Below are 22177 nucleotides of genomic sequence, written 5' to 3' on the forward strand. Positions count from 1 at the left end.
GTTCTGTTCAGCTTGTTTTCTCTGCTCAAAGCCTACCGCAATCCAACAAGCTTGCAAGGGAGCAGGGTGAGAAATGCGTGGCGAGATGAGCGTCAATCAGTCACACTCAACGAGCAGATGTTTAAGCAAAAACGTTGCGCTCATTACCTTTACTAACCGCTAGGACAATCATGATAGCTTGGAAACAGTCTCTGCCTGAGTACGAATGGCTCATTCATCAAGTTTGGTACTTGGAAGTGCCAGAGGGTGAAGTCATTGATCCCAAGCCGCACCTTATTCCAAACCCGCGTGCTCATTTACTCTTTACGCCACCAGAGCAAGGCTACAGCTACGACACGGGAGACACTAAGCTTGCTGGCAAAGGCTGCCATTTATTAACGGCTAACGAACACTTGCTGCTGTTGGAAGATACGGCTCCCATCAAGCGTATTGGTATCACCTTTCGCCCAGAGGGTTTGTATGCCATTGAATCACGGTTTCGTGATGCACCCCAAGTTAGCGCAATTAACCAATGCGAATGGTTTGATTGGCTCAACACGGCGTTTGATGAGCGCTTTCAACAGGGGTTATGGCAGCTAGAGTTGCAAGATTCACCGCAATGTTTGCTGAACTACATCAAACCGTTTTTGGCATCGCAAAAAGCGGTGGCCGTGATGGACGCTCAAGCACTACGTTCACCTGAGTTAGCGATGGATATTGATGAGATAGCCAAACAGTGCGCCTGTTCTCGAAGAACGCTTGAGCGCAGTTTCAAGCAGGTGGTGGGGTTGAGTGTTAAGCAGTATCAACAAATGGCACGTCTGGAGCAGATGATTTTGACCCTCTACAAGCAACAAGAGGCGATTGATTGGGCGAGCTTCTCACAGCAATTTGGTTTCAGTGACCAATCGCATTTGATTCGTACCCTCAAACAGCAGCTAAGAAAAACACCGAGCAAGCACTTGAAAAAGCGCGACTTAACCATCGATATCTATGGCGATTTTGAGTCGTAATACATCGCTAATCAGCCCGAAAGTTGTCGCAAAAATCCAATTTTTCTCTTATTCGCTGGGCTACTATTTTCAGCAGATAACGAGGTAACACATGTCATATCAAAAACTAAAACAAGGCGAAGCCATCCCATTTAACGAATCGTTGACTATCCAACTGATTCAAGGCTCTGATCTACAAGATATTATCGAGATGTTGAACGACGATAAGGTCAATCAATATCTGTTCTTCGCACCTGCTGACAACAGCCTATATGAAGGCTTCTTTGGCCCTATTATTGAAAATACGGCACAAGCGATTAAAGACGATGTTTGGCCAGATAGCCCAACGTTCGTGATTCGCGACCAACAAGGTCAGTACATGGGAATGTGTTCAGTGACCGCAGTGATGTTCTTAACTGGCAACTACGAAGTGGGTTATCAGTTACCTACTTGCGCATGGGGCAAAGGCGTTGCGACTCACGCTTGCCAAATGATGACCGAGATTGGCTTTACTGAGTTAAACGCCCATAAAGTCGGTGCCGATTGCTACGCTTCTAATGCTGGCTCTTACAAGACGTTAGAGAAAAATGGTTTTACTCAAGAAGGACGTCAGAAAGACTACTACAAACTAGAACAAGGCTTTGACGATAAACTTTACTACGGCATGACCGCAGAACAATTCGCGTCTTTAAATCGCTGATTATTAGCCGACAAAAAAGTAGCTAAAAACAAAGTAGTGAACAAAAAAGGCCGTTAACCCACATGCTCGGGTTAACGGCCTTTTCTATATTCAGCGCTAAATGGCTAAGGCTTAGTTGCCTTGGTTTTGGCTTTGAAGCTTCTCTTTTGCTTCTTCAACCTTTGAGAAATCCAATCCCAACTCGTCTACCGCTTCTTTAATTAGCGCAGGGTTTTGCATCACTTGTGCCATCAGCATTTGTAGCTTCTCTTGTGGCAGACCTAGTTGGCTGATGGTTGCCATTGCTGCGAGCGGGTTTTGCGTCAGAGTCTGGAAGATTTCGTTGATCTGTTCATCGCTGATGTTGTTCTCTTTCAGCAAGGCGATAATTGGGTTCATCATATTTCCTTTCAATCAGTGTATGACTTGGTTGCCAGTATTTGTTCTAGCAGAATAATTGGGGCTCCCGCGCAATATTTCAATACCCGGTTAGTTCCATATAACCAGTCCCAGAATGAGAGCCATCAATACGCACTGGGCCTTCCCAATAAGGCACCGAAAGTGGCATTTTCGAGTTCGGATTGAGGGCAGAAACGGTTAGCTCGATTTGCTGATTAGGAATCGACACTCGCCACTCGGTTGGATACTTTCGCCCTTGGATTTCAGTTTGCTTAGTCGCCTCTAACTGAATGTCTTTTTGTGAGATAGCGATGCCAGAGCCGTCTTGCTGCATCAGTCTTGCACTGGAGTAACTGGCTGCTCCGGTTTTGGAATCCCGCAATTGGAACACCACCAAGCTGGTGTCGTCACTCAACCTTAGGGCAAACCAGTCCCAGCCTTGTTGTGAGTCGAGTAAGAACTGCGAGCTCCACTCTCGGTCTATCCAACCTTTGCCGGATACTTGATGGGTTTCGCCGTCGATAGTGACCTCACCAGACACATCAATAAACGGCTGGCTGTAGTAATACGAAGCCACCTGACCATCGGCACTTTTGGTGCTGTAACCTTGTTCGCCTTGCTTTTGATAAGGTGCGCTGCTGGTAAGCGTCAGCGAGTAGCCAAACTGTTCGGAGTTTGCCTTCAATGTGGCAGGGAAGAGGTCGTTGGTTGAAGAAGTCCACTGCCAATCATCGAGGTAAACACGAAAGGGTGAAGTGTCGACGCCGGCTAGAGAGGCTTGAGCGCGTGACCATTTTTCATCGGCGTAATGTTTGTCCGTTGTAGTGACCGCGCTGTGCGCCATGTAGATTTGTTGAGCTTGCCATTCGGTTTTCTTTACGTCATCTTCGCCCGTTGGCGGCGCAGTAGCAAAGCGAAATTGTGTCCACTGAACGCCAATTGGGTTGCCTTCTTCATCAATTAAGTTAGCGGTTAAGTACCACCATTCATGACGAAAATTCGGGTGCGCTTGATGATCGGTAGGAAAGGTGAGTTCAACCCCTTTTTCTACGGGTGTGAATAAGTTGCTCTCGCTTTGCGTGTCTCCACTGCCCAGCAACGTGCCCATATTTTGCGTGCCCATATTTTTTTGTTGGGCATCTTCACAACCGAATAGGAATAAGCTGCTTATGAGTAGAGTAAGTTTGCTTGCCAATCGAACCATCACAACACCTCGCTTTGCAAACTGGATACGACAGGCTTACTGACCAATCGCCACAGCGGGATCAAGGTTGCAATCACCGCAACCAAGATGGTGATTGCTGCAATGCTCAGCGCGTCACTCCAATTCCACAGATAATTTAAGCTCCAACCAAAAGCTCGTAAGGTGACGATGTCTGTCAGTACGTAACCCACCATGGCTCCGAGGGGCAGGGCGATAACCAGAGTAAAACTGACCAAAGCGACGATCTGTCCGACCACCATGGTCATTAATTTACTACGACTAACGCCAAGTGCATACAGCCTTGCAATGGCGGCTTTACGCGCGTCGAGCAACATGAAACAAGCGCTGAACAAGCCAATCACCGCGACCATCAACGTCACGCCGTTGAGCGCACGCGTAATGGCGAAGGTCTGCGAGAATATATCCAACGCGATGGATTTGATTTGTGCCTGATCGTAGAGCTGACTTGGATGCAGATTCAATTGCTCGCGTAGTTGCTCGTAGACGATTTGTGGGTCACCTGAGACTTTAATTCCAAGGCTTGTTGGCAAGTCGGTAAAGCCGCTCTCTTGCCATAATTTGGGTGCCAATAACACTTCACCATTGGGTGAGCCGTAATCATGGAAAATCGCTCCAACAAGTAGAGTCTTGCTTGGAATTGCATCAAGCGTGAGCTCGCTACCCAGTGATAAACCCAGTTTGACCGCGGTTGGTTCACTGATCGCGACTGACTCACCTTGGTAAAAACGCTGCCAGAAGTTCTCCAAATGCGATTTGAACACCATGGTTTGTTCTAAGGTGTCTTTGTCTTTGGTGCCAAGCAAAATTGGTAAGCCTTGCAGGTTATCGTCGACGTAGTATTGCTTGTAGACGGTCTCAACCTTGTCGAACTGCCCTAATGCTCGCTCTACATCAGCGATTTCTCCTTGGGCAGGGCTGACGTAAATGTCGGCGTGTAGCCTTTGTTCTAACCACTGTTTTAGGGTGGATTCAAAGCTGCCAACTAGCGTGTTCATCCCCATATTGGCAGTAACGGCGAGTAGCAGTGCCATCATGGCGAGAGAAAGCGGAGAAATCAGCTCGCGTAGCTCGGCAAACAGATACTGCATCAAACCGGAAGTGGTGCGCTTTTCACACCAATTGGCTAACACGCTGAGTGTTTTGGGTAGGTACAAAGGAATCGACACCACAAGCACGCCGAGCCACGCCATGGTGAAGCGGTGGTGCTCACTCAGCCATAACCCTGCGAGTGCGAGAGCCGTCAACGCAGCACCTATCACGAACAATTGGTTTTCGTTAGAGGCTTCCGGCGCTTGATAAAATCCGCCATGAGAGGAAAGCGGCTGGCGCACTCGCTGTTTAAAGTGCTGCCAACATGCCAATAGGGTTGCGGTTAACGTGAGTAGCAGGGCTTGCGCCCACCATTGCCACTGCCAAGTGCCGGGCAGCAGTGTCGCGCCATAAAGTTGTTCTAGAGTCAGTGCCACGGTCGGATGTAACCAGTGGCTAAGCTGCATGCCCAATACAAAACCGAGGGAAGCGCCGATGGTAACGAGAATAGTGAGTTCAACTAACAGCGCAGAGAACACAATGCTCGGCGCAACACCCGCTTGTTGAATTTGCACTAACAGCCGATTGCGTTTAAGCAAGCTGTACTTTACGCCGTTGTAAGCGATGAACAGCCCGACTAAAAACGCGAGTAAGCTCATTGCCGTGAGGTTGAGGTGAAAGCTGTCGGTCAGCGAACCAAGGTCGGTACTTTGATTATTGGCAATCCATTGTCCTTGCTCACCAATAAGGTTCTGCCAATTTGCTTGCGTGTCTTTATTCCCTTTATCACCCGAATGGAAAACCGCAATGTAACTGAGCTGTCCTTGTTTATTGAGCAGTTGCTGGGCAAAGCCAATGTCCATCAACATTCGGCTACCTAACTGCCATTCGTCAGGTAGCACCACCACTTGGGTTGGAATGTCGTCCAGAGTTAGGGTTTCTACCTCTCCTAAGTTTTGATGTTGAGATTGGCTCATCATCACGATTGGCTTGCCGGCTAAAAGCTCAGGCAAAGGTAAAGCACTATCGAACAAAGACACGTTCTGTTCACTATCTGATGAATAGCGAGAACGTGAAGAGATAGCGGCAATCAACTCGCTACCTTGCACTGACCAGCGACGCCCTTGTTCGTCTCTCACTCGCCCTTCGATTATCGGCAGTGCTGCACTGAGTCCGTTTTGTCTAAGGGCGAAGTAGAGCGATTCAGGCAGATAGTTTTGACCTGCTGGTGGAATAATTACGTTCTGAGCTTGTGCGCTAAGCTGCTCGGTAGACTCTGCATAACTGCGCTTGGCATTGAGGTTGATGGCTTGCACCGCAACAAACAAGGTCACTGCCAGCACGATACCGATCAGAATTGCGGCGGCTTGCAGTGGCGCCTGCCGATAGTGCGCTGCAAATAGATTCAGGGCGAGTTGAGTATGAGTGAATCTGATGTTTGATGGCTTAGCTTGCTTCATGGCGAAGCTCATGTTTGTTTTGGTGATGACTGTTCTGTAGCTGACTATTATCTAATCGCAGCCGTGTTTTCATAAACTCAGCGCATTCAGGGCTGTGGGTGACTAACAGCACTGCCGTATTGCCTTGGGTGGTGATTTCACTGAGTAGCTTCATCACTTCTAACCCCGCTTTTTGGTCGAGGTTACCTGTGGGTTCATCAGCAAGTAGCAGTTTAGGTTTGTGTGCCAATGCGCGCGCAATAGCGACTCGTTGTTGTTGGCCACCGGAAAGGGCAGAAACATGTCTGTCGAGAAGTTGGCTGATGCCTAGAGTCTCGACCAAATAATCGCACCAGTCGTTCCATTTCTGCTGATTCAAATACAGAGGGAAGGCGATGTTTTGCTGCACGTTGAGCGGCGTTAACAAGTTGAATTGCTGGAAGATAACACCGAGTTTTTGGTGTCGAAATTGGCTCCATTGTGGGTCTTTCCAAGCCGCTGTGTTATCACCATCTAACCACAACTCACCATCGGAAAGCGGCTCAAAGCCAGCGATGACATTGAGTAAGGTACTTTTGCCGCTACCACTTGCACCCGTCAACGCAACGCTCGCTCCTGTGTTCAACGTAAAGTCTACGCTTTCTAACACGCGATGTGTCTCTTTGCCATCGACAAAGCTTTTGCTGGCGTGTTTGAGTATGACAAGTGGGCTTTCCATTTCCTCTCCCTGTATCCAAAAGGTGTCGTTTCTTTTGGCAATGCTTATTGCTGTTCGTTCTTTAGAAACTTTAGACAACAATCAGATAAAAACAGCGATTTACATCGATTTCTTAATAACTTGTACTGAAAAGAAGAGGGAAGAGATTAAATGAGGAAGGGATATGACAGACATTAAAAAAGCCCGAGTCAGACTCGAGCTTTCAAATACATTTAGCGTAGTCAGCTTACACGTAGTACGCTTCAACTTCGCCTTTAAGCTTGATTAGCATTGGGTTACCGAAACGGTCTTTTGCTTTAGGAGAAGCAATTTTTACCCAACCTTCGCTGATGCAGTATTCTTCTACGTCCGTACGCTCTTGGCCGTTGATACGAATACCGATTTGGTGCTCGAAGCATTCTTTGATGAAGAATGGGCTACGTGGGTTACCCGCTAGGCGATCTGGTAGCGCTGGTTTAGCTGTATCTGTCATTTTGTTTGACCTTGAAGTCATTAAAAAAAGTGCGTCATTGTAGTCAGTGCAAGGCGAGTGTTCAAGGATTGTGACTGGTTTTTAATGGACTGAACTGCAATAAAGCCCTAATTTTTATCTATCTCCTTTTGCTCTTTCGGTGAGTCCTTTTAAAATTAATTCAATCATTGTCTTTTTATCATTTTGATTCTCTTACTAGTAAACAATTTCTCAGGTTCTCGTTGTTTATACTATGGTTATTAGGTGCGATAAGTATTAGGAAAACAAATGGAACTTGTGATCTTAGCTATCGCTAGATTTCGAAGTGATCAAAAAGAAGCAATGAGTAAAAACTTCGTCAATTTAGCGCAGTGCTTAACTGAGAATGGACATCATGTTGTCACTGTTACTCCAACTGAGTTTCGTTCTCATATTAAGGTTGAACAACATACCTTTCGTAATGAGAGTCGATATGAATCTCTGTTTGAGGGGCTGATGAATCTTATTTACTTATGTAGAGAGCTCAACAGGCTGATCGAGAAAACCAACAGTGCGAAGGTTAACCTACATATTGCTACGCCTATAGAACTATTGGTGGTTTTTTTCTTTTTAAAATCTCGATATCAAAAGCAGACGACTTTATCCATTTGGCAGTCATATTTGACCTTAGACGAGGTCCGTAATAACAAGCATTATTTTTTTCGGAATTGGTTTAAGTATTTACATTTATTGCTATTTAATTCGTTTATCAGTGCGCCTTTATACAAGCGTTTGTTAGACAATTTTTGTCAAGCGATTGTGCACAGTAACTACCAGAAATTTCAGTTATCTTCTCTGTCTCATTTGCCAGTCTATTTCATTCAAAATGGGGTTTTTTCTGAGCACTTTTCGCGACCCATTCCTGCAAAGAAGACACAAAGAATGTCTTTACTTTATATCGGGCATTCTAAGCCATCAAAAGGCGTTGACGCTTTAATTGAATTGGCTGCAATACTAAAGAAGCGAGAATGTATCGATTTTGATCTAACGCTCTGTCTCAGTGGCTTCGGCGACCAAGCAAATATAGAGAAACTTGTTTCTAAACATGAGCTACATCACCAAATAGAGTTTAAAGAGAGCATTGATATTTCAGTTGAGATGGCGAGTGCAGATTTGTTGGTTTTACCACTAAGGACATGTGTCGGAACGAGCCTAACACCTAACCTAATCGTGGAGGCGGTATCTTGCGGATTACCGATTGCGATTCCGGATTTCGAGCAATTATCGGATGTCATTCAATTCGGTTCTAATGCCATTGAAATTGATCTGGATGATTTAGAAGCGAGTGCAAGTGCGATAGAGAACGGTTTTAAGTTAGGTCAACTTGACCAGATGTCTAGAAATCAAATAGAGCAGTTTAAAGTTCGTTATACGTTAGAAAGTTTTGTGTCTGGCTATGCGCAAACACTCGGCCTTGGGTAGGAGGGAGTATGGATAAAATTAGCTTTATCGCTCCGTGTTTTAATGAAGAGTCTGTCATCGAGGAGTATTACTCGCGTTTGTGCGAAATTGCTAAGCAATACGATCAGTATTTGTTTGAGTTTGTTGTAGTTAATGATGCTAGTGTTGATAAAAGTGCAGTAATTTTAGACAAGCTGGCTATGGCGGATGAACGATTAGTGATCGTGCATCTTGCTGCGAATGTTGGGCAGCAAACCGCTTTGTTTGCTGGAATCGAAGCTGCAACTGGAGATATTAATATTACCATTGATATCGATCTTCAAGATCCCCCAGAAGTTATTACACAGTTCTTGGAAGAGATCGATAAAGGCTTTGATATCGTCCATGCCCAACGCTTGTCGAGAAGAAATGAAACCGCTTTTAAGCTAATTAGTGCAAAATTGTTTTACCGCTTTTTATCCCTTACTTCTCCCGCTAATTTAATTGAAGATTGCGGTGATTTTCGAGCATTTACTAAGCCAGTTAGAGAGGCCATTTCATGTTACCGAGAGAAGCACAAATACTTGAGGGGTATTTTTGCCATTATCGGATTTAATCAAACCATTATTCAATATGAACGTGATGGTAGACATGCAGGAGAAACGAAGTATTCACTTACTAAGATGTTTGCTTTAGCGTCAGACGCGGTACTTAATTTTTCCCGCTTTCCTATTCAACTGATGTTTGTTATCTCAACATTGATGTGGTCACTTGGCTTGTTATATCTCACCAAAGCACTAGTAAGTAAGTTCGTTTTTGGCACAACTGTCGATGGTTGGACATCAATCATCTTTTTCCAAGTCTTTTTCTCAGGGATTTTATTGTTCTTTATTGCCTTAATCGGCTCTTACGTCGGGCGAATTTTCGAGCAAGGTCAAGACCGACCCGATTACATTATTCGTTACACAAGGAATATAAAGAGTAGCGATGAAGATAGTTAAGTTTGGTTCAGTGGGTATCATGAATACTCTGGTCAGTTACCTCGTTTTTTGTGTTCTTATTTATTTTGATGTCTATTATTTGACATCTTCTGTTTTGTCTTTTTTAGTGGGTTCTGCCTTTAGTTACATCATGAACTCAATATATACGTTTTCTGTTTGTACAAATGTAAGAAGCTTTTTTAAATTCATCACCATAACGGCAGGATCATTGTTCTTGAGTGTTTTGCTGCTTTATATCTTTAAAAGTATTGTAGGCATTCATGTTCTCATTTCGCAGATTTTGGTCGTGTTGATTCGTTTCCCAATTGTATATCTATTAATGAAACGCATCATCTTTAATCAAGCTCATTTTTTTCAGCGCTGAAAAGAGGTGACTTATGAAAACGAATCGGCAAGAAAAACAAGATTTCTACAGTGATTCTGAAACGGTGAAAAAGTATGAAGATCTACGTTTTTCAAATGTTGGTGGACAATTTGTACATCAGTCTGAAGTGTCTTTGTTTTCACAGTTTCTTAATATCTGCTCCTTGCAAGAGTCAATTCTAGATATACCCTGTGGCACGGGAAGAATGCTTCCAACTATTAAGGCGTCTGGCTTTAAAAAAGTTTATGCGGCAGATTACTCTGATGAGATGCTCGCAGTTTGTTACGAGAACCCTTTGTTCCAAAAAACACATTTTTCTAAACAAGACATCTATTCAACGACATATCCAGAGCAGCAGTTTTCAGTAGTATTATCTAGTCGTTTTCTGTTTCATTGCGATGATCAAGATCGGTTGTTTTCGGAGTTTGAACGGGTAATTGCACCAGAAGGATATCTTATTTTTGATAGCCTAAGGTGGTCTCCGCGAACTTGGACCCGACTTTTTTCTGAACAGCTAGGAGGAGATGTTTACACCAATAGCACATCTAGTATTTACAAGCTGGCAGATGCACACGGTTTCGAGGTTATAGACTCTCAAGTGATCCTGCTCTTTCCTAGCTTTGTCTATAACTTTATTCCAGGCATTTTAATGCGCCCGTTGATATGGCTTGAGTCAATTTGGCCGAGTTTACTCAAAACGAAACAAGTTTGGATACTTAAGAAGCGTGAGTGAAGCAAGAGTTAGATGGCTACTTGGGATTAACTTAAGTCTGTTATTCGGTTTTTATGTTTACATTATATTCAATCTCGCGCTCGTTAATGATGATTACATGGCGCTTTATACCACATGGTTAATGAGCGTTGGGAAACGGCCGAATCTTGACTTCAATGTTGATAGCTATACTTTGCTTTTTGATTGGATGACGCCAGTTTACTTTTTCTTTGGCGAACGATTCGAGCTTATTTACGTTTTTCGTTCGTTTTTTGTTTTGTTTTTGTTGGCGATAGGTTGGCAAGTCTATGTGCTTCTTCGCCAAATATTTACAGTCAATATTGCACTCACTACATTGTTATTGCTCTTTGCCTCTTCTGCGATGGTGATGCGTGGCATTGACCTTCGTCCTGACCTCGTTATTCTTTTTCTTTGGTTACAAATAATCATTGTGTTGTATGTGTGCCCAGGAAGTGATGCTCATAAATTGTTTTGGGTGGGGTTATTATTCGGGCTTGCGATACTCTTCAAATTTAAGGCGATTTTGATTGGCGTAGTGATTGGGCTCTTCGGGCTTATTCGGCTAATTCAAAAGCGCTCCGTACGTGACTTTGTCTTGGATGTCAGTGCGCTTTTGTTAGGCATTATCTCTTGCGTAGCTTTGTATGTTGCGACCGTTGGAATCTCTTCACTTGAACTGTTTTTGTACACGACGTTTGATTTATTTCTGTATTCGACATCGCATGTTAGTGACGCAAACTCTCTGAAGGTTGATGTACTGATACAGTACTTTTTACATGATATTGTTTATTGGCTGTTTGCTCTCATAGGAGTGGGAATATGTGTCGGTAAGTGGAAAGTACTGTCGTTTAAGCAAGCTCAGTTTTTGATAGCTTTGGTTATATTAGCTGTGTTGTCGGTTTTGGCTAACCCTCACTATCATGCATATAACTTGGTCACACTTTACCCTATACTTGCGGTATTTGTTGCGTTCTCAATCCAGTACGTTGTTTCATCTACTCGGGAGTGGTCGAAAGGGACGGTCGTCACTTGTATCGTACTATTCTTGATTGTGATTGCTCGTATCCTCCACTATCCGGTACAACATAATAATCAGCACCAAGTCGCCCTACAAACATTCATAGAAAGGCACACGCAAGTTGACGACGCTATCTTTGCCTATGAAGGAATAGGTCTTTTTCGTCCATCTACTTATCATTGGCGAACATCTGCCATCAAGATAGACAACTACTATCGGGGTCAGTATGACGTTTGGCAGGAAATTCGTGCAGTAAAGCCGATACTCATCGTCGAAAGTTATCGAATTCCTGATTGGTTATTAGAGGAGGACCGTGATGCTCTTCGGCAACACTATGTATCTATTGCTCCGTTTATTCTGACTCTTGGGTTAAAAACACAATCTAGTGTTCGAGGCGATTTACTGCGCTCGGGTTGGTACGTGCTTGAGAGTGATCGCTTGAACCGTTGCTTTATTGATGGTGTTGGTGTGTCTGTCGGAGAGAAGATATGGCTCAACTCCGGAGCGTATACACTGATGTCCCAAGATGGTACTTGTACTCTTCATTGGTATTTTTCTCACCTTGGCATTGAGGCGCTCAGGCAAAGCAATCCTGAGAGTTCCCCCTATTTGTTTGGCCCTTAGCAAAAAGTTGTAGAACCTAGTTTTGTTCCCCTACAACCCCTTCAAATACTGCGCGTTGGTTGTTGGTTGAATCATGGCATTCAGCGTTTGGACGGCTTGTTCACTGTGATCTTCAAGTAGAGCTAAGAGCGCGTCAATCAACTCAGGTTTGCTTGCTGAGACTTTCGTTTCGGTCTGGATATCACGCAGATCGATCAACACATCGGTAAACAATTGCGGCAGATCGTGCAGCACTTGCAGGTTTAAGATGTTGTGCTCGCTGTAGATTGAATTGTGGCTGCCTTTCTGTTTTTGCACCACGTAAGGATTGTCTTTTAAGTTGATGATAGACGTGCGTTTATCACAGCGTTTCAAACAACCTTTGTTGACCTTCACCTTACGGCATCCTTCGGTTTGTTGGAACAAACATTGGCGGCTCGTGAGTAGGGTATTTGGATGAAAAATGCTGTAGAAGCTGCGCATGTTTTTCGGACGCTTGATATGGCGCATCTGCTTCATATTCAGCTCGTTAGAAACAAACGCGCCACTTGCCGCGAACTCGTCTTGAAGGCATTTAAACGCGTATGAGTTCACCGTGTTCATTTGTGGGCCTGCCACCCAGCCTAAGCCGAGCTCTTTTGCGATCATGCTGACGCCTGAGTTGTTGGTGATCGACAACTCAGGTTGGATGGTTTCCAAAAATACGCGCGCGGCTTGGTAGTCTTCGCCAATCAAAATGGCAGGGAACCAAGGTTTGAGCATTGGGTTGGCTTGGAACAACTCAATCATCGCGCTCAGTTCACCAGACAATCCCATTGGTAATTGATAGTAAACATCAATGTCGCGGTATTCGCACAGCATGGCTTCTTGTGCTGACGAGATCAGAACCGATAATTTTGGCGCACCTTGGCGAGGTTCTGGTTGAGGTAACGCTGGCAGAGTTGGTACATCAATCGACCCTTTCAAGCTGCTGCCGGATACTTGTGTCGAAGTGACATCGAACGACTTGGTTTGCTCTGCCACTTTCTCAATGATCGCGGTTTTGTCGTCGTAGAGTTTCTTTTTCACCGCTTGCACATCATCAGCAGACTGGCATTGATAAACCTTCGAAAAATGCTTTACAGCGTGGTCGCGCGGGTTGTCGATGTACATCGCCTTGCCGAAATCACCTTGCAAAAATGCGTTGGAGAAATCACGGTTGAACACCGTGTACAACTCGGTTGTGTCTTCAGAGAGTTCCAAACCCTCGCACAAGCGATCGATTTGCTGACGCCAATTGTCGACCACGGTATAGACGTAGTGCGATTTCTTGATTCGTCCTTCCACTTTTAATGAATACACGCCAGCATCGGCAAGCGCTTCCAAGTCCCCAAAGGCGGAATTGTCTTTCATATTGAGTGGGTAGTTGTTGCCCGTTTTGGTCGTTTCGTACTGTTCGCGACAAGGTTGGCTGCAGCGTCCACGGTTACCTGATGCACCATTGCGAGCGGAACTTATGTAGCAAATTCCGGAGAATCCGATGCAGTATGAGCCGTGGACAAACACTTCCATCATTACGTTGTGCTCGCGACCAAATTGCGCCAGATGTTTTATTTCATCGATGTTAAGTTCGCGAGATAAGTTTACTCGGCTTGCGGTGAGCTGGTTGAGAAAGAGGATCTGGCCTTCGTTATGCGTGTTTAGTTGCGTTGAAGCGTGCACATCCAAATCGGGAAAGTGATGTTTGAGAATGTAGGCCAGACCGAGATCTTGCACGATCACGCCATCGATTTTGGTGGTGTTCAGTTGGCTGAGCAAGCGAACAATCGCTGGAATTTCACTTTCTAAAATCAGCACATTCAACGTTAGGAAAATCTTACAGCTGTGCTGATGGGCCAACGTTAACACGCCATTTAAGTTATCTAAGGTGAGGTTGGTCGCTCGGTTACGAGCATTGAAGCGGTCGAGCCCACAGTAAATTGCATCGGCGCCAGCGGCAATGGCGGCTTTGATGGAATCTAAATCACCACCGGGTGCTAATAACTCAAATTGATCGCGTGTCACTACTTTTCTCTTTCTTACTAAAATAGGCGGCAAATGTTACGTATTTCACGCTTTTGATGCTCGGCTAGTTAATACTTTATTAATCTGAATCAATTAATCCGTGTTACACGGTCGACTATTGAGTGGGTAGAGTGCAATTCGCGATAGCGGAATCTGACTTCTATAGTTTTCCTACACTTGGTTTTTCTATATTTAGTTTTCGACTCAGAAAGAGGAAGGGACGACAAATGAAAAAAGTAATCATCGGGTTGGTCGTGGCGTTGACGTCATTGAGTGCGTTGGCTGGTGAGGGTGTGGTAACCGTTGCGAGCACGCATTCAGCAAAAGATACGGCGGATAAATTTGTCGCTATCGCGCAAGAAAAAGGGTTGAACGTCTTTGCGCGGATTAACCATCAAGAGAACGCCGTGAAAGTCGATATGACGTTGCGACCAACTGAAGTTATCGTGTTTGGGAACCCTAAAGTGGGCACGCCACTGATGATCTGTGCGCAGGAAGTGGCGCTAGATTTACCCCAAAAAGTGTTGGTGTATGAAGATGCTGAAGGTAAAACGTGGTTAGCTTACAACGATCCGATGTATTTAAAACAGCGCCATCATATTGAAGGCTGCGACGAGGTATTGAACAAAATCAGCGGCGTGCTGGGCAATTTAACCCACGCGGCGGCGAAGTAGGGTGCAGTATTAGGGCTGCTTGTTATGTTGAAGAATAAAAAAGCCCCAATGATTGGGGCTTGAATGAAGCGAAGTATGTCGTTTAGAAATAGTGGAAGATCGGCGGTTCATGCATCAAGAAGTTTTGATGGGAAATGTTCCACGCATAGGCGCCCGCTAAGGTAAACACAACATAATCACCAATATCGACGTGGGCGACGTGTTGATTGCGTGCCAGCACATCTTTGGGCGTACAAAGCTGGCCGACAAAGGTCGCTTGTGCATGCTGAATTGGGTGAGAAATCTCATGGTGTTGCTCGCTTTTCAGGATGACGAATGGATGATCATGGCTCTGCGCTGCTGGCGTGCGGAAATGGTGGGTTCCTCCGCGTGCGATGACAAAGTTTTCGCCAAGATTTTGCTTAATATCCAGTACTTCCATCACGTAATAACCGCATGCCGCCGTGATGAAACGTCCGCATTCAAAACGCAGTGTCCAGTCTTGCACTTGCTCTTTAGCGATGAGGAATTCCAACTTGTCGCAAAACTCCATCCACGGAAAGTGTTGCTCAGGGTTTTGGTAGTTGATGCCCATGCCGCCGCCCAAGTTGATCATCAGCTCACCGAGTTCGAACTGCTGCTGCCACGCCTTCACGACTTGGAAATAGCGCTGCATTAACGCTAAGTGACGTTCAACATCAAGCTGATGCGACATCAAGTGAAAATGGAAGCCTTTCAGTAACACTTGCGGGAAATCGCGCAGCAACATCAAAGCATTGCTCAGTTCGGACTCGTCCAAGCCAAACGGAGTCGGCTTGCCGCCCATCGCCAACTTGCTGAGCGTGATGTCGCCAATATCAATGTTCATACGCAAAAAGATCGAAGTAGGGCGGTTGAGGCGCTCGGTTAGTGCTCCAATGCGTTGTAGCTCGGTGAGGCTTTCGACATGAATTGCATCGACATCAAGCTCAATCGCTTGTTGCAATTCACTTGGCATTTTTCCTGGGCCACCGAAGATCAATGGCTTATCGAGTTGTTGCTGGTGGAGGTGTACCAGCTCCCCGCCAGATGCCGCTTCAAAACCATCGACATACGGCGCGAGCGTTTTGAGAATCGGGCCTGATGGATTGGCTTTGGCTGCGTAAAATAGCTCGACATTTTTCGGCAAAACGTGACGCAGTTGTTTGATGTGTTCTTCTAAGGCGTTTAGGTCATACAAGTACGCGCACAAGGGTTGATTTTGCTGCTGTGCGAGCGTGTGAACTTGTTGGCAAACGCGTGTCGGTAGAGAGAGTGAATTAGACATGTTGCGCTCCTTTTTCGTGTTGCTGCCAAGGCGCGGCGACTTGGGTATAGCCCGACTCCTTATCGGCTTTTTGCATCAAACGCGTGGTGAAATTATTTTTGCTTGGGAAGTGACCGCCATTCTGCAACGCTTCTAGTTCCGGCTGTTTTCCATTCACTGACTGCCAACGCACAATGGCACTTTGCACCGCATTCCACAACGTTTGCTCTAGTGGCTCATCACCTTCTGCGATGAAGAAAATCGCTTCGCTGATGTTGTTGATAAAGGTGCAGTATCCGATGCGATTCCAGCCTTGTTCGCGACTGTAGTAAACCGATTGTCGCGCGCGTTCAGACAAGTCAGTTAATGTTTCTGCTGGCCAGAACTCCGGCAGTAATTTAGTGCCTTCCAAATCACGAATCCAAACACAACACGGCATCTCTTGCTCAAAGCCAATTAAGGTGTTTTGCAAATGCGGCTCAAACGCCACCCCGTGTTTGAAGTAGTAATTAAACACGCCCGGGATCAGGCAATGCAAATAGCGTTCAAACCACAGTGTCGCGATGTCGGAATAGCGATTTTGCGTAGTACGCGCTTTGTTTTTAAGGCGTTGAGCAATGCAACTGTTGCCGTTTTTGTCGTAAGCAAACAGAGCGCCAGCGAGGGTTGGTTTTAAGATGTCGACTTCGCTCAGCGAGAAATTTTCGCGATACAAAATCCCAAACGATTCGCGTGCTTTGGTGTTGTCGTCCCAGTTGTGCTCAGCGACACTTTCTAGATTCAACGTGGTGGCGTAAGGCTCTGTCATCACTTTAAATACGGGGTTGTGCAGCTGCTCGTTTTCTCTAATTGGTTTAAGAATCGACGTGAGCTGCACGGCGCTGTCGAGTTCGTACCACGCGTTTTTGCGCACGCAATTGGTTAATCGTACGTTGATGGAGAATTTCGCAAACCAATCCATATCTGGGTGGTAGAGGGTACGAACTGAAGAGGTCGGCTGCATCTTTTCACCACCTAAACCCAGTGGCGTGATCTTGCCTTGTTCAATGGCACGCTTCACGCTTGGGTTGCTCAAAATGGTGTAGCTTTCCCAAGGATGGCAAGGGTAGAGGGTCTTCCCATTGCTGGTGGCGTGTTGTGGCGCGAGCTGTTGTAGCATGTGCTGAGCAGGGTTAGCTTCTCCGTCGGAACTCAGCACATCAAGTAAGGACGTATCCACTTCAAACCAGTACAACGGGACTTGCGCGCCGACTTCTGGAGAAAACGCCAAGAGATCATCCATGGTGACGCCCGAACGACTTTTCGGGGTCGGATGGAAAGTATGCCCCCAAATCAGAGATTGTTCCGAAGCGATAAATTCGTTGTGATGCGATTTGGGCGCGACGTTGAGAAACTGCTCGGTAACCAGCACGCTATTTTCCAGTTGTTCGATCAGCTCATGGTTAAACGGGATCGCCAATACCTGCTTGAGATAGTTAAGCAAAAGCGTAAGAGTTTGCGTGGCATCCAATTTCGCCCAACCAGATCCCGGCATTTTCGCCCAAGGCAGTTCTGCCAATTTGATTTTGCCCAGTTTGCTCGCGTAGTGAATCGGCAAAACCAACACGCCATTTTGTTGAGAAAGATGAACGGCTATCCGCTGTTTAGCGGGATAGTTGCGTTTTAACGTTTGGGGTAGCGATGTCGATTGGTAGTGCCATTCCATTTGTTGATTCGGTAGCGCAAATTCACGTAAGTAACAATTAAGAACACCCATTATCGTGTTGAGTTGGGCTTTCTCACGGTTGAGCTGCACCTCATGCGCGCGCAACTCGCTAGTCTGAGAGGATTGAGTTTGTAACATGTTGATTTCCAAATTTTGAATGGAGAACCAGCGCGATCAAGGTGATTACGCTGACTATCGCAGAAAGTAGGAAAGGAACCTCAAGTAGCCCCAAGCTAGAAATGAAAGAAGCGCAAAATCCCGCTGCCACGCCACCCCATTTGGACATGGCATCAAAGCGAGAAAATACTTTGCCACTGAGTTTGCGATCCAGATTGCTCGCAAGATGCTGATGCAATCCGTGATAACAACACACCATCGCGATGCCGAAGATAATTCTCGCAGCAATGAGTGCGGTTTCGGATGCAATCAAATGCAAGGCAGAGCTCACGGCAAGCAATGCAAACCCAAGCCACAACGTGCGCAGCGGTTGATGGCGATTCAGCCCATCTGACAACACGTGGATTTTGCCTGCCAGCAACAGATAGACACCATGCGGCAGTGCGTACAAAAAACCGATCCATGCGTGGTTAGTGATGCCATATTGCTGCACAAACGGCGAGAAATAAGGAAAGGTCACCACCATAGAAAACGCAAACCCGAACTGAGCAAAGAAGATCCAACGAATGGCATGCATTGCGTTTTTCTGCGCAACAGGTTGTTCTTGCTGAGATTCTGAGTTTGGCTTTTCGAAGTTTCGTTCGGCGGGTTTATCCACTGGCAGTGTTAGCGTGATGCCCATCGCAATCAAAGGCAAAACGCATAACCAAAGGTACGCGTTGAGCGGGTTGGTCTCTGACAAGCTCCAGCCGAGCCCAATAGGCGCAACGATCAGCGCCAAGCGAGCAGATAGTTGGGTTTTATTGAGTGACTTGCCGAGTGTTTTGGCTTCTTTAATTTGACTAGATAAGTAGCTGTTCGAGGCGGCCATGGTGCCGCCAAAGGTTCCTTGAACAATAAGACCAAACACAAACATGGCGAGGTTGTCTGCCAAGCCGCACAGCGCAAACCCTGCTGCAAGGCCAAGTTGCGCACGCAAGAGTGAGCGGCGGCGACCGTAGCGATCGGCAAAGTTGCCCCAAAATCGCGCTGCCAACGCAGTACAAAACGTAGGTAGGATAAACAATACCCCTGCCCAGTCCGCATCAATGCTTGCGCCCAACGTTGGCAACACGACGGGTAGAAATAGCGGCATACCTAACGCGGCAAACGCAGCGATAAAGTGGCACAACAACACGCTGTAGATGAGTTTGGTCATAATCGTTTAACGTACGCTTTTTTTGATGGCTTCTAAGTAGGCGCGTTGCGCTTCTTCGCTAGAAAGCAGCAAGAAGTTCGGAGCCGACAAACCATAGAACTTATTGATGTCGCTCGCGCCGGAGGCTTCTTTCGAGAGCAAACTGCCAGAGCTCAACAAGTACTTGGCGTACAAATCAGGAGCTTCTTGCAGTAACTCGCGTGCCAGTTTTGTCTCTAACCCTTCGCCTTCCAATCGGTTGAGTTGCTCTGCAATGCTTTTGGCCACGATGGCGTAAAGCGATGCTGAAGAGGCAATGCACTTCGCTGCCATGGCTTCTACAATCGCTGCAATATCCAGTTGTAATGTGATGGTGGTAAACATCTGACCGAGCGCCAATTCATTGTCGACTTTGATGCGTTGGTCGAGCAGTTCATCACAATCCACGGGATTTGTTCCTGCGCCGTGTTTTTGGGCAGCATGCTCTGTTGCAAAGTGGAAGCGCTCAGGCCAAATTCGCGCCGCGTCGTTGTCTTTCATCGCGAGCGTCATTTTGCCCTGTTGATCAAATGCAACGATGGCGTTTTGTTGGTTGGACTCCAATGCGATACCATAACGCAGCCACAAGGTAAGGTGTACTTGGCATAATAGGTCGACGTAATCTTTGAACCACGCCAGCGTATCTTGTTGATAGTACTGCTCCGCCAAATGTTCTAAGAACAAGCGACCATCAGGCATTGGGCTAGCCAGTGCTGCAACCGGAACTAACGCTTTGTCTTCGCAATGAGTAAGTGGGTACTCACGTACGATGTACGCGAAGGTTTTATCCTCGCCGACGTGTCCACCGTGCTTTTCGTTGCAATGGAACAAGCGACTGTTTAAGTCGGCGTCCGTTTGTTCAAGGTGGCTGAGTAGGCGTTCAAACCAGTGGCCGTCATACAGTGTTGAAGGCTTGATTAAGCGAATGTTTTTCGTGCCTAGCGATCGCATGATCAGCGGAACTTTGATGTGAATATGCGGCGCGTCGTTGACTACCACAGTACGAACGGAAAGCGTTGGCGTCACGTCTAGGTACGTAAACGGCGCTTCTATCACACCTTCGGGTAAGGCTTCTAAAGATCGCAGGGTGAGCGGATGTGCAGGGAACAGAACGTGGCTCAGTGCAAAATCAGCAGGAAGCCCAACTTGCTCCATGGTCGGCCAGCAATCAGGTTGTTCGCTGGTTAATGTCACCAGTGATTTTTCAATCGCAATCCAATGCAGAGCAAAGCTTGGTGCAAACTCGGGCGCGTACTTAGCAAGGTCTTCATCGCTCAGACCAAACTTCGCCCGCGCAGTTGGATAGTACGGATGGTCAAGGTAAGAAGCGATCTGGTCGGCTAGCAGCAGCTTTTTATGCCAAGAACCAAGCTCGGATATTGGTTGAGAAATGTGGTCTGCGTGATGATGAAACGCTTGGTCACACAGCGCTTTGTGTTTCTCTGCACATTCCAGTTCTTGAAGGTATCCCGCCAGCAACTCGTGAGAGCTCTCATGCGCCAGTGTCGTTAGTAGCGCAATCCACTCTTTGTAATGCTGTTGATGCTCGACTTGGCCATTTTTCTCCACCCACCAACCTTGTGGTGTTTCGTCATTGGCGTGACCGTAGCGCCAGTGCTGCATGTAATACGTTGGCGCAACGGGTAAATACAACGTGAAATCAGAGTTGGCAAATATCAGCCAGACTTGCTCGTCTTGAGGAACAATTACCCCTTTTGGCGCGTCGCTACTGAACTTGGCCTTCGACAAAATGCCAAACATGTCTTCGCGCAAGCAAGTGTCGATCAATCGTTGCGTTAGATACAAAGCGTTGTCATTCATGCTGCCACCTCACGAGTCGGAGCTAGATTGAAATTGTTAAGCGCGTTCTGCAGTGCTTGGTCGAGGTTTCTCCCCGATGGCGAGACAATCGAAATTCGGGCGAGATAATCCTTGTTGGAATAACTCTGTTGGAAGAGTTCTCCCGCGTTTTTTAGTACTTGCTGCTGGGTGATGACATCGCCATCGTGTTGGATGAAGGAGGTTGAATCTCCATCAATCACACCACTGTGATCCGCAACCACATAGTGCACGTGTGCTGAGCCATGAATTTGGTAATCGCCGTCCAATCTTCGGCCCAAATGCAGACCCAAAATTGTGCTAAACCAACCAAAGTGAGCGAGATTGTTGAGCAAGAATTCGCGGCCATCTCCAATACTGCGGTAGTTAATTTCCACCAGAACTGGGCCGTTTTCCGTAATGATAAATTCGCTGTGGCAAACTCCAAAACCAACGCCGAACGCTTTCAGTTGAGCCAAGCAAGCTTCTCGGTGAGCAATGCCGTTTGGTCCGTTCCAGTCTGCGGCGGTTTCGATGAAGTAAGGCGGCTCAGAGAGCGACACATCAAAACCGCCCACGGCGATAAGTTGGTTACCATCTCCTAAAGTTTCGAGCGTAACCAACGGTCCTTGAAGAAACTGCTCCACCAGAATGGTGGCGTTTGGGTGCTTTTGCCAAAACGTATCGCAGTATGCATCGAGCTCGCTTTGGGAGTCACAGCGCTGTACATCTATACTTGCCACGCCTTCTTTGGGTTTTGCTACGACAGGGAAGGCCATGCCTAATGCCACATTCGAATGGCGATGCAGCAAACAGCTTTGTGTGTTGGGTAAGGATTTTTCATTTAACACTTGTCGAGTTAAGTGTTTGTTTTTGGCCTTTAACGTGACAGACCAATCTTTGGCTGGTAGACCAAAAAATTGCGCGCAGATGGCGGTGGAAGTTTGTAAGTGATCACTATTGCTGAAAACAGCGTCTGGCTTTAGTTCATTCTCCGTGATGGTTTCGATGAGTTCTAATGGGTTGAAGACATCACATTCTAGAATGGTATCCGGATTAAAGTGACTATCACGACTCGCCAACTCTAAATGGCTGAGCTTATGGTCGGTGATAAGAACGACGTGAAGGTCCATCGCTTTAGCTGCAGGCACGAAGCCGTGAGTGACTGCATCGTTAACGACATGACTTACGATAATCATCGTAGATTTCATGAGCTTTCCTAATTTTCTAACATTTTCTTCTAACGTTGATAAAGTCGCTCACGGTCGTCTTCCAATGTGCCTCTCGCGAG

The 22177-nt window shown here is 46.3% G+C and carries 19 protein-coding genes; 8 read left to right on the forward strand and 11 right to left on the reverse strand.

Going from position 1 to position 22177, the window contains the following annotated elements; all coding sequences use genetic code 11:
- The first annotated feature begins 170 nt into the window (after window positions 1-170).
- Together R7O03_RS02150 and R7O03_RS02155 are read left to right on the forward strand one after the other, a co-directional pair.
- Window positions 171-992 (forward strand): helix-turn-helix transcriptional regulator, encoded by an 822-nt coding sequence (locus tag R7O03_RS02150; RefSeq protein WP_318131380.1) that lies wholly within the window; start codon window positions 171-173, stop codon window positions 990-992.
- 91 nt (window positions 993-1083) lie between these two features.
- Window positions 1084-1671, forward strand: a complete 588-nt coding sequence (locus R7O03_RS02155; RefSeq protein ID WP_239932321.1) for a GNAT family N-acetyltransferase — start codon at window positions 1084-1086, stop codon at window positions 1669-1671.
- A gap of 111 nt (window positions 1672-1782) precedes the next feature.
- Here the strand turns inward: R7O03_RS02155 and R7O03_RS02160 are convergent, their stop codons facing one another.
- From R7O03_RS02160 to R7O03_RS02180, 5 genes are all read right to left on the reverse strand, one after another.
- Complete coding sequence (locus R7O03_RS02160; RefSeq protein WP_038135740.1) at window positions 1783-2049, reverse strand: DUF2999 family protein; 267 nt, start codon at window positions 2047-2049, stop codon at window positions 1783-1785.
- A 79-nt stretch (window positions 2050-2128) separates the two neighbouring features.
- Window positions 2129-3253 carry a lipocalin-like domain-containing protein gene (locus R7O03_RS02165; RefSeq protein WP_318131383.1) on the reverse strand — a complete coding sequence of 375 codons (1125 nt, stop codon included), beginning with the start codon at window positions 3251-3253 and terminating at the stop codon, window positions 2129-2131.
- The gene (locus tag R7O03_RS02170) at window positions 3253-5763 is read right to left on the reverse strand and encodes an ABC transporter permease (protein WP_318131385.1); all 2511 of its coding nucleotides are present in this window, start codon (window positions 5761-5763) and stop codon (window positions 3253-3255) included. The genes R7O03_RS02165 and R7O03_RS02170 overlap by 1 nt, the downstream gene beginning before the upstream one ends.
- Window positions 5750-6460 carry an ABC transporter ATP-binding protein gene (locus tag R7O03_RS02175; protein WP_053303941.1) on the reverse strand — a complete coding sequence of 237 codons (711 nt, stop codon included), beginning with the start codon at window positions 6458-6460 and terminating at the stop codon, window positions 5750-5752. The genes R7O03_RS02170 and R7O03_RS02175 overlap by 14 nt, the downstream gene beginning before the upstream one ends.
- Window positions 6461-6686: 226 nt before the next feature.
- A complete protein-coding gene (locus R7O03_RS02180) occupies window positions 6687-6932 on the reverse strand; it encodes a DUF3297 family protein (protein ID WP_005374689.1) in 246 nt (81 codons plus the stop codon).
- A gap of 267 nt (window positions 6933-7199) precedes the next feature.
- Here R7O03_RS02180 and R7O03_RS02185 point away from each other — a divergent pair, with 267 nt between their 5' ends.
- The 5 genes from R7O03_RS02185 to R7O03_RS02205 all read left to right on the forward strand — a co-directional run bounded on the left by R7O03_RS02185 (window position 7200) and on the right by R7O03_RS02205 (window position 12070).
- Window positions 7200-8372 carry a glycosyltransferase gene (locus tag R7O03_RS02185; RefSeq protein WP_239945510.1) on the forward strand — a complete coding sequence of 391 codons (1173 nt, stop codon included), beginning with the start codon at window positions 7200-7202 and terminating at the stop codon, window positions 8370-8372.
- An 8-nt stretch (window positions 8373-8380) separates the two neighbouring features.
- Window positions 8381-9331: a glycosyltransferase family 2 protein gene (locus tag R7O03_RS02190; RefSeq protein WP_130545676.1), complete on the forward strand. Its 951-nt coding sequence runs from the start codon at window positions 8381-8383 to the stop codon at window positions 9329-9331.
- Window positions 9318-9695 (forward strand): GtrA family protein, encoded by a 378-nt coding sequence (locus R7O03_RS02195; RefSeq protein ID WP_318131387.1) that lies wholly within the window; start codon window positions 9318-9320, stop codon window positions 9693-9695. Before R7O03_RS02190 ends, R7O03_RS02195 begins: the two co-directional genes overlap by 14 nt.
- A 13-nt stretch (window positions 9696-9708) precedes the next feature.
- The gene (locus R7O03_RS02200; RefSeq protein WP_318131388.1) at window positions 9709-10428 is read left to right on the forward strand and encodes a class I SAM-dependent methyltransferase; all 720 of its coding nucleotides are present in this window, start codon (window positions 9709-9711) and stop codon (window positions 10426-10428) included.
- Window positions 10429-10525: 97 nt separating this feature from the next.
- Window positions 10526-12070 carry a glycosyltransferase family 39 protein gene (locus R7O03_RS02205; RefSeq protein ID WP_318131390.1) on the forward strand — a complete coding sequence of 515 codons (1545 nt, stop codon included), beginning with the start codon at window positions 10526-10528 and terminating at the stop codon, window positions 12068-12070.
- A gap of 30 nt (window positions 12071-12100) precedes the next feature.
- Here R7O03_RS02205 and R7O03_RS02210 read toward each other — a convergent pair whose 3' ends face one another.
- Window positions 12101-14092 (reverse strand): U32 family peptidase, encoded by a 1992-nt coding sequence (locus R7O03_RS02210; protein WP_213968212.1) that lies wholly within the window; start codon window positions 14090-14092, stop codon window positions 12101-12103.
- A gap of 227 nt (window positions 14093-14319) precedes the next feature.
- Here R7O03_RS02210 and R7O03_RS02215 point away from each other — a divergent pair, with 227 nt between their 5' ends.
- Window positions 14320-14766, forward strand: coding sequence for a DUF302 domain-containing protein (locus R7O03_RS02215; protein WP_213968213.1), 447 nt, complete (start codon window positions 14320-14322; stop codon window positions 14764-14766).
- Window positions 14767-14848: 82 nt separating this feature from the next.
- On the opposite strand, the gene R7O03_RS02220 is transcribed toward R7O03_RS02215, so the two are convergent.
- Genes R7O03_RS02220 through R7O03_RS02240 form a run of 5 tightly spaced genes read right to left on the reverse strand, consistent with a single transcriptional unit; the run spans window position 14849 to window position 22097 of the window.
- The gene (locus R7O03_RS02220; RefSeq protein WP_053303937.1) at window positions 14849-16051 is read right to left on the reverse strand and encodes a type III PLP-dependent enzyme; all 1203 of its coding nucleotides are present in this window, start codon (window positions 16049-16051) and stop codon (window positions 14849-14851) included.
- Window positions 16044-17873 (reverse strand): IucA/IucC family protein, encoded by a 1830-nt coding sequence (locus R7O03_RS02225; protein ID WP_318131392.1) that lies wholly within the window; start codon window positions 17871-17873, stop codon window positions 16044-16046. Before R7O03_RS02225 ends, R7O03_RS02220 begins: the two co-directional genes overlap by 8 nt.
- The gene (locus R7O03_RS02230) at window positions 17845-19050 is read right to left on the reverse strand and encodes an MFS transporter (RefSeq protein ID WP_213970157.1); all 1206 of its coding nucleotides are present in this window, start codon (window positions 19048-19050) and stop codon (window positions 17845-17847) included. Before R7O03_RS02230 ends, R7O03_RS02225 begins: the two co-directional genes overlap by 29 nt.
- A gap of 6 nt (window positions 19051-19056) precedes the next feature.
- A complete protein-coding gene (locus R7O03_RS02235; protein WP_318131394.1) occupies window positions 19057-20889 on the reverse strand; it encodes an IucA/IucC family protein in 1833 nt (610 codons plus the stop codon).
- Window positions 20886-22097 carry a hypothetical protein gene (locus tag R7O03_RS02240; RefSeq protein ID WP_318131396.1) on the reverse strand — a complete coding sequence of 404 codons (1212 nt, stop codon included), beginning with the start codon at window positions 22095-22097 and terminating at the stop codon, window positions 20886-20888. Before R7O03_RS02240 ends, R7O03_RS02235 begins: the two co-directional genes overlap by 4 nt.
- Window positions 22098-22177: the final 80 nt, after the last annotated feature.

Source organism: Vibrio sp. Vb2960, assembly GCF_033337665.1.
Classification (GTDB): Bacteria; Pseudomonadota; Gammaproteobacteria; order Enterobacterales; family Vibrionaceae; genus Vibrio; species Vibrio alginolyticus.

Coding starts and splice junctions, on each gene's coding strand:
- R7O03_RS02180 (WP_005374689.1), bottom strand. CDS start 6,932: ATGACAGATACAGCTAAACCAGCGCTACCAGATCGCCTAGCGGGTAAC.
- R7O03_RS02200 (WP_318131388.1), top strand. CDS start 9,709: ATGAAAACGAATCGGCAAGAAAAACAAGATTTCTACAGTGATTCTGAA.
- R7O03_RS02175 (WP_053303941.1), bottom strand. CDS start 6,460: ATGGAAAGCCCACTTGTCATACTCAAACACGCCAGCAAAAGCTTTGTC.
- R7O03_RS02235 (WP_318131394.1), bottom strand. CDS start 20,889: ATGAATGACAACGCTTTGTATCTAACGCAACGATTGATCGACACTTGC.
- R7O03_RS02195 (WP_318131387.1), top strand. CDS start 9,318: ATGAAGATAGTTAAGTTTGGTTCAGTGGGTATCATGAATACTCTGGTC.
- R7O03_RS02215 (WP_213968213.1), top strand. CDS start 14,320: ATGAAAAAAGTAATCATCGGGTTGGTCGTGGCGTTGACGTCATTGAGT.
- R7O03_RS02190 (WP_130545676.1), top strand. CDS start 8,381: ATGGATAAAATTAGCTTTATCGCTCCGTGTTTTAATGAAGAGTCTGTC.
- R7O03_RS02165 (WP_318131383.1), bottom strand. CDS start 3,253: ATGGTTCGATTGGCAAGCAAACTTACTCTACTCATAAGCAGCTTATTC.
- R7O03_RS02205 (WP_318131390.1), top strand. CDS start 10,526: ATGGCGCTTTATACCACATGGTTAATGAGCGTTGGGAAACGGCCGAAT.
- R7O03_RS02150 (WP_318131380.1), top strand. CDS start 171: ATGATAGCTTGGAAACAGTCTCTGCCTGAGTACGAATGGCTCATTCAT.
- R7O03_RS02170 (WP_318131385.1), bottom strand. CDS start 5,763: ATGAAGCAAGCTAAGCCATCAAACATCAGATTCACTCATACTCAACTC.
- R7O03_RS02240 (WP_318131396.1), bottom strand. CDS start 22,097: ATGAAATCTACGATGATTATCGTAAGTCATGTCGTTAACGATGCAGTC.
- R7O03_RS02230 (WP_213970157.1), bottom strand. CDS start 19,050: ATGACCAAACTCATCTACAGCGTGTTGTTGTGCCACTTTATCGCTGCG.
- R7O03_RS02185 (WP_239945510.1), top strand. CDS start 7,200: ATGGAACTTGTGATCTTAGCTATCGCTAGATTTCGAAGTGATCAAAAA.
- R7O03_RS02160 (WP_038135740.1), bottom strand. CDS start 2,049: ATGAACCCAATTATCGCCTTGCTGAAAGAGAACAACATCAGCGATGAA.
- R7O03_RS02225 (WP_318131392.1), bottom strand. CDS start 17,873: ATGTTACAAACTCAATCCTCTCAGACTAGCGAGTTGCGCGCGCATGAG.
- R7O03_RS02220 (WP_053303937.1), bottom strand. CDS start 16,051: ATGTCTAATTCACTCTCTCTACCGACACGCGTTTGCCAACAAGTTCAC.
- R7O03_RS02155 (WP_239932321.1), top strand. CDS start 1,084: ATGTCATATCAAAAACTAAAACAAGGCGAAGCCATCCCATTTAACGAA.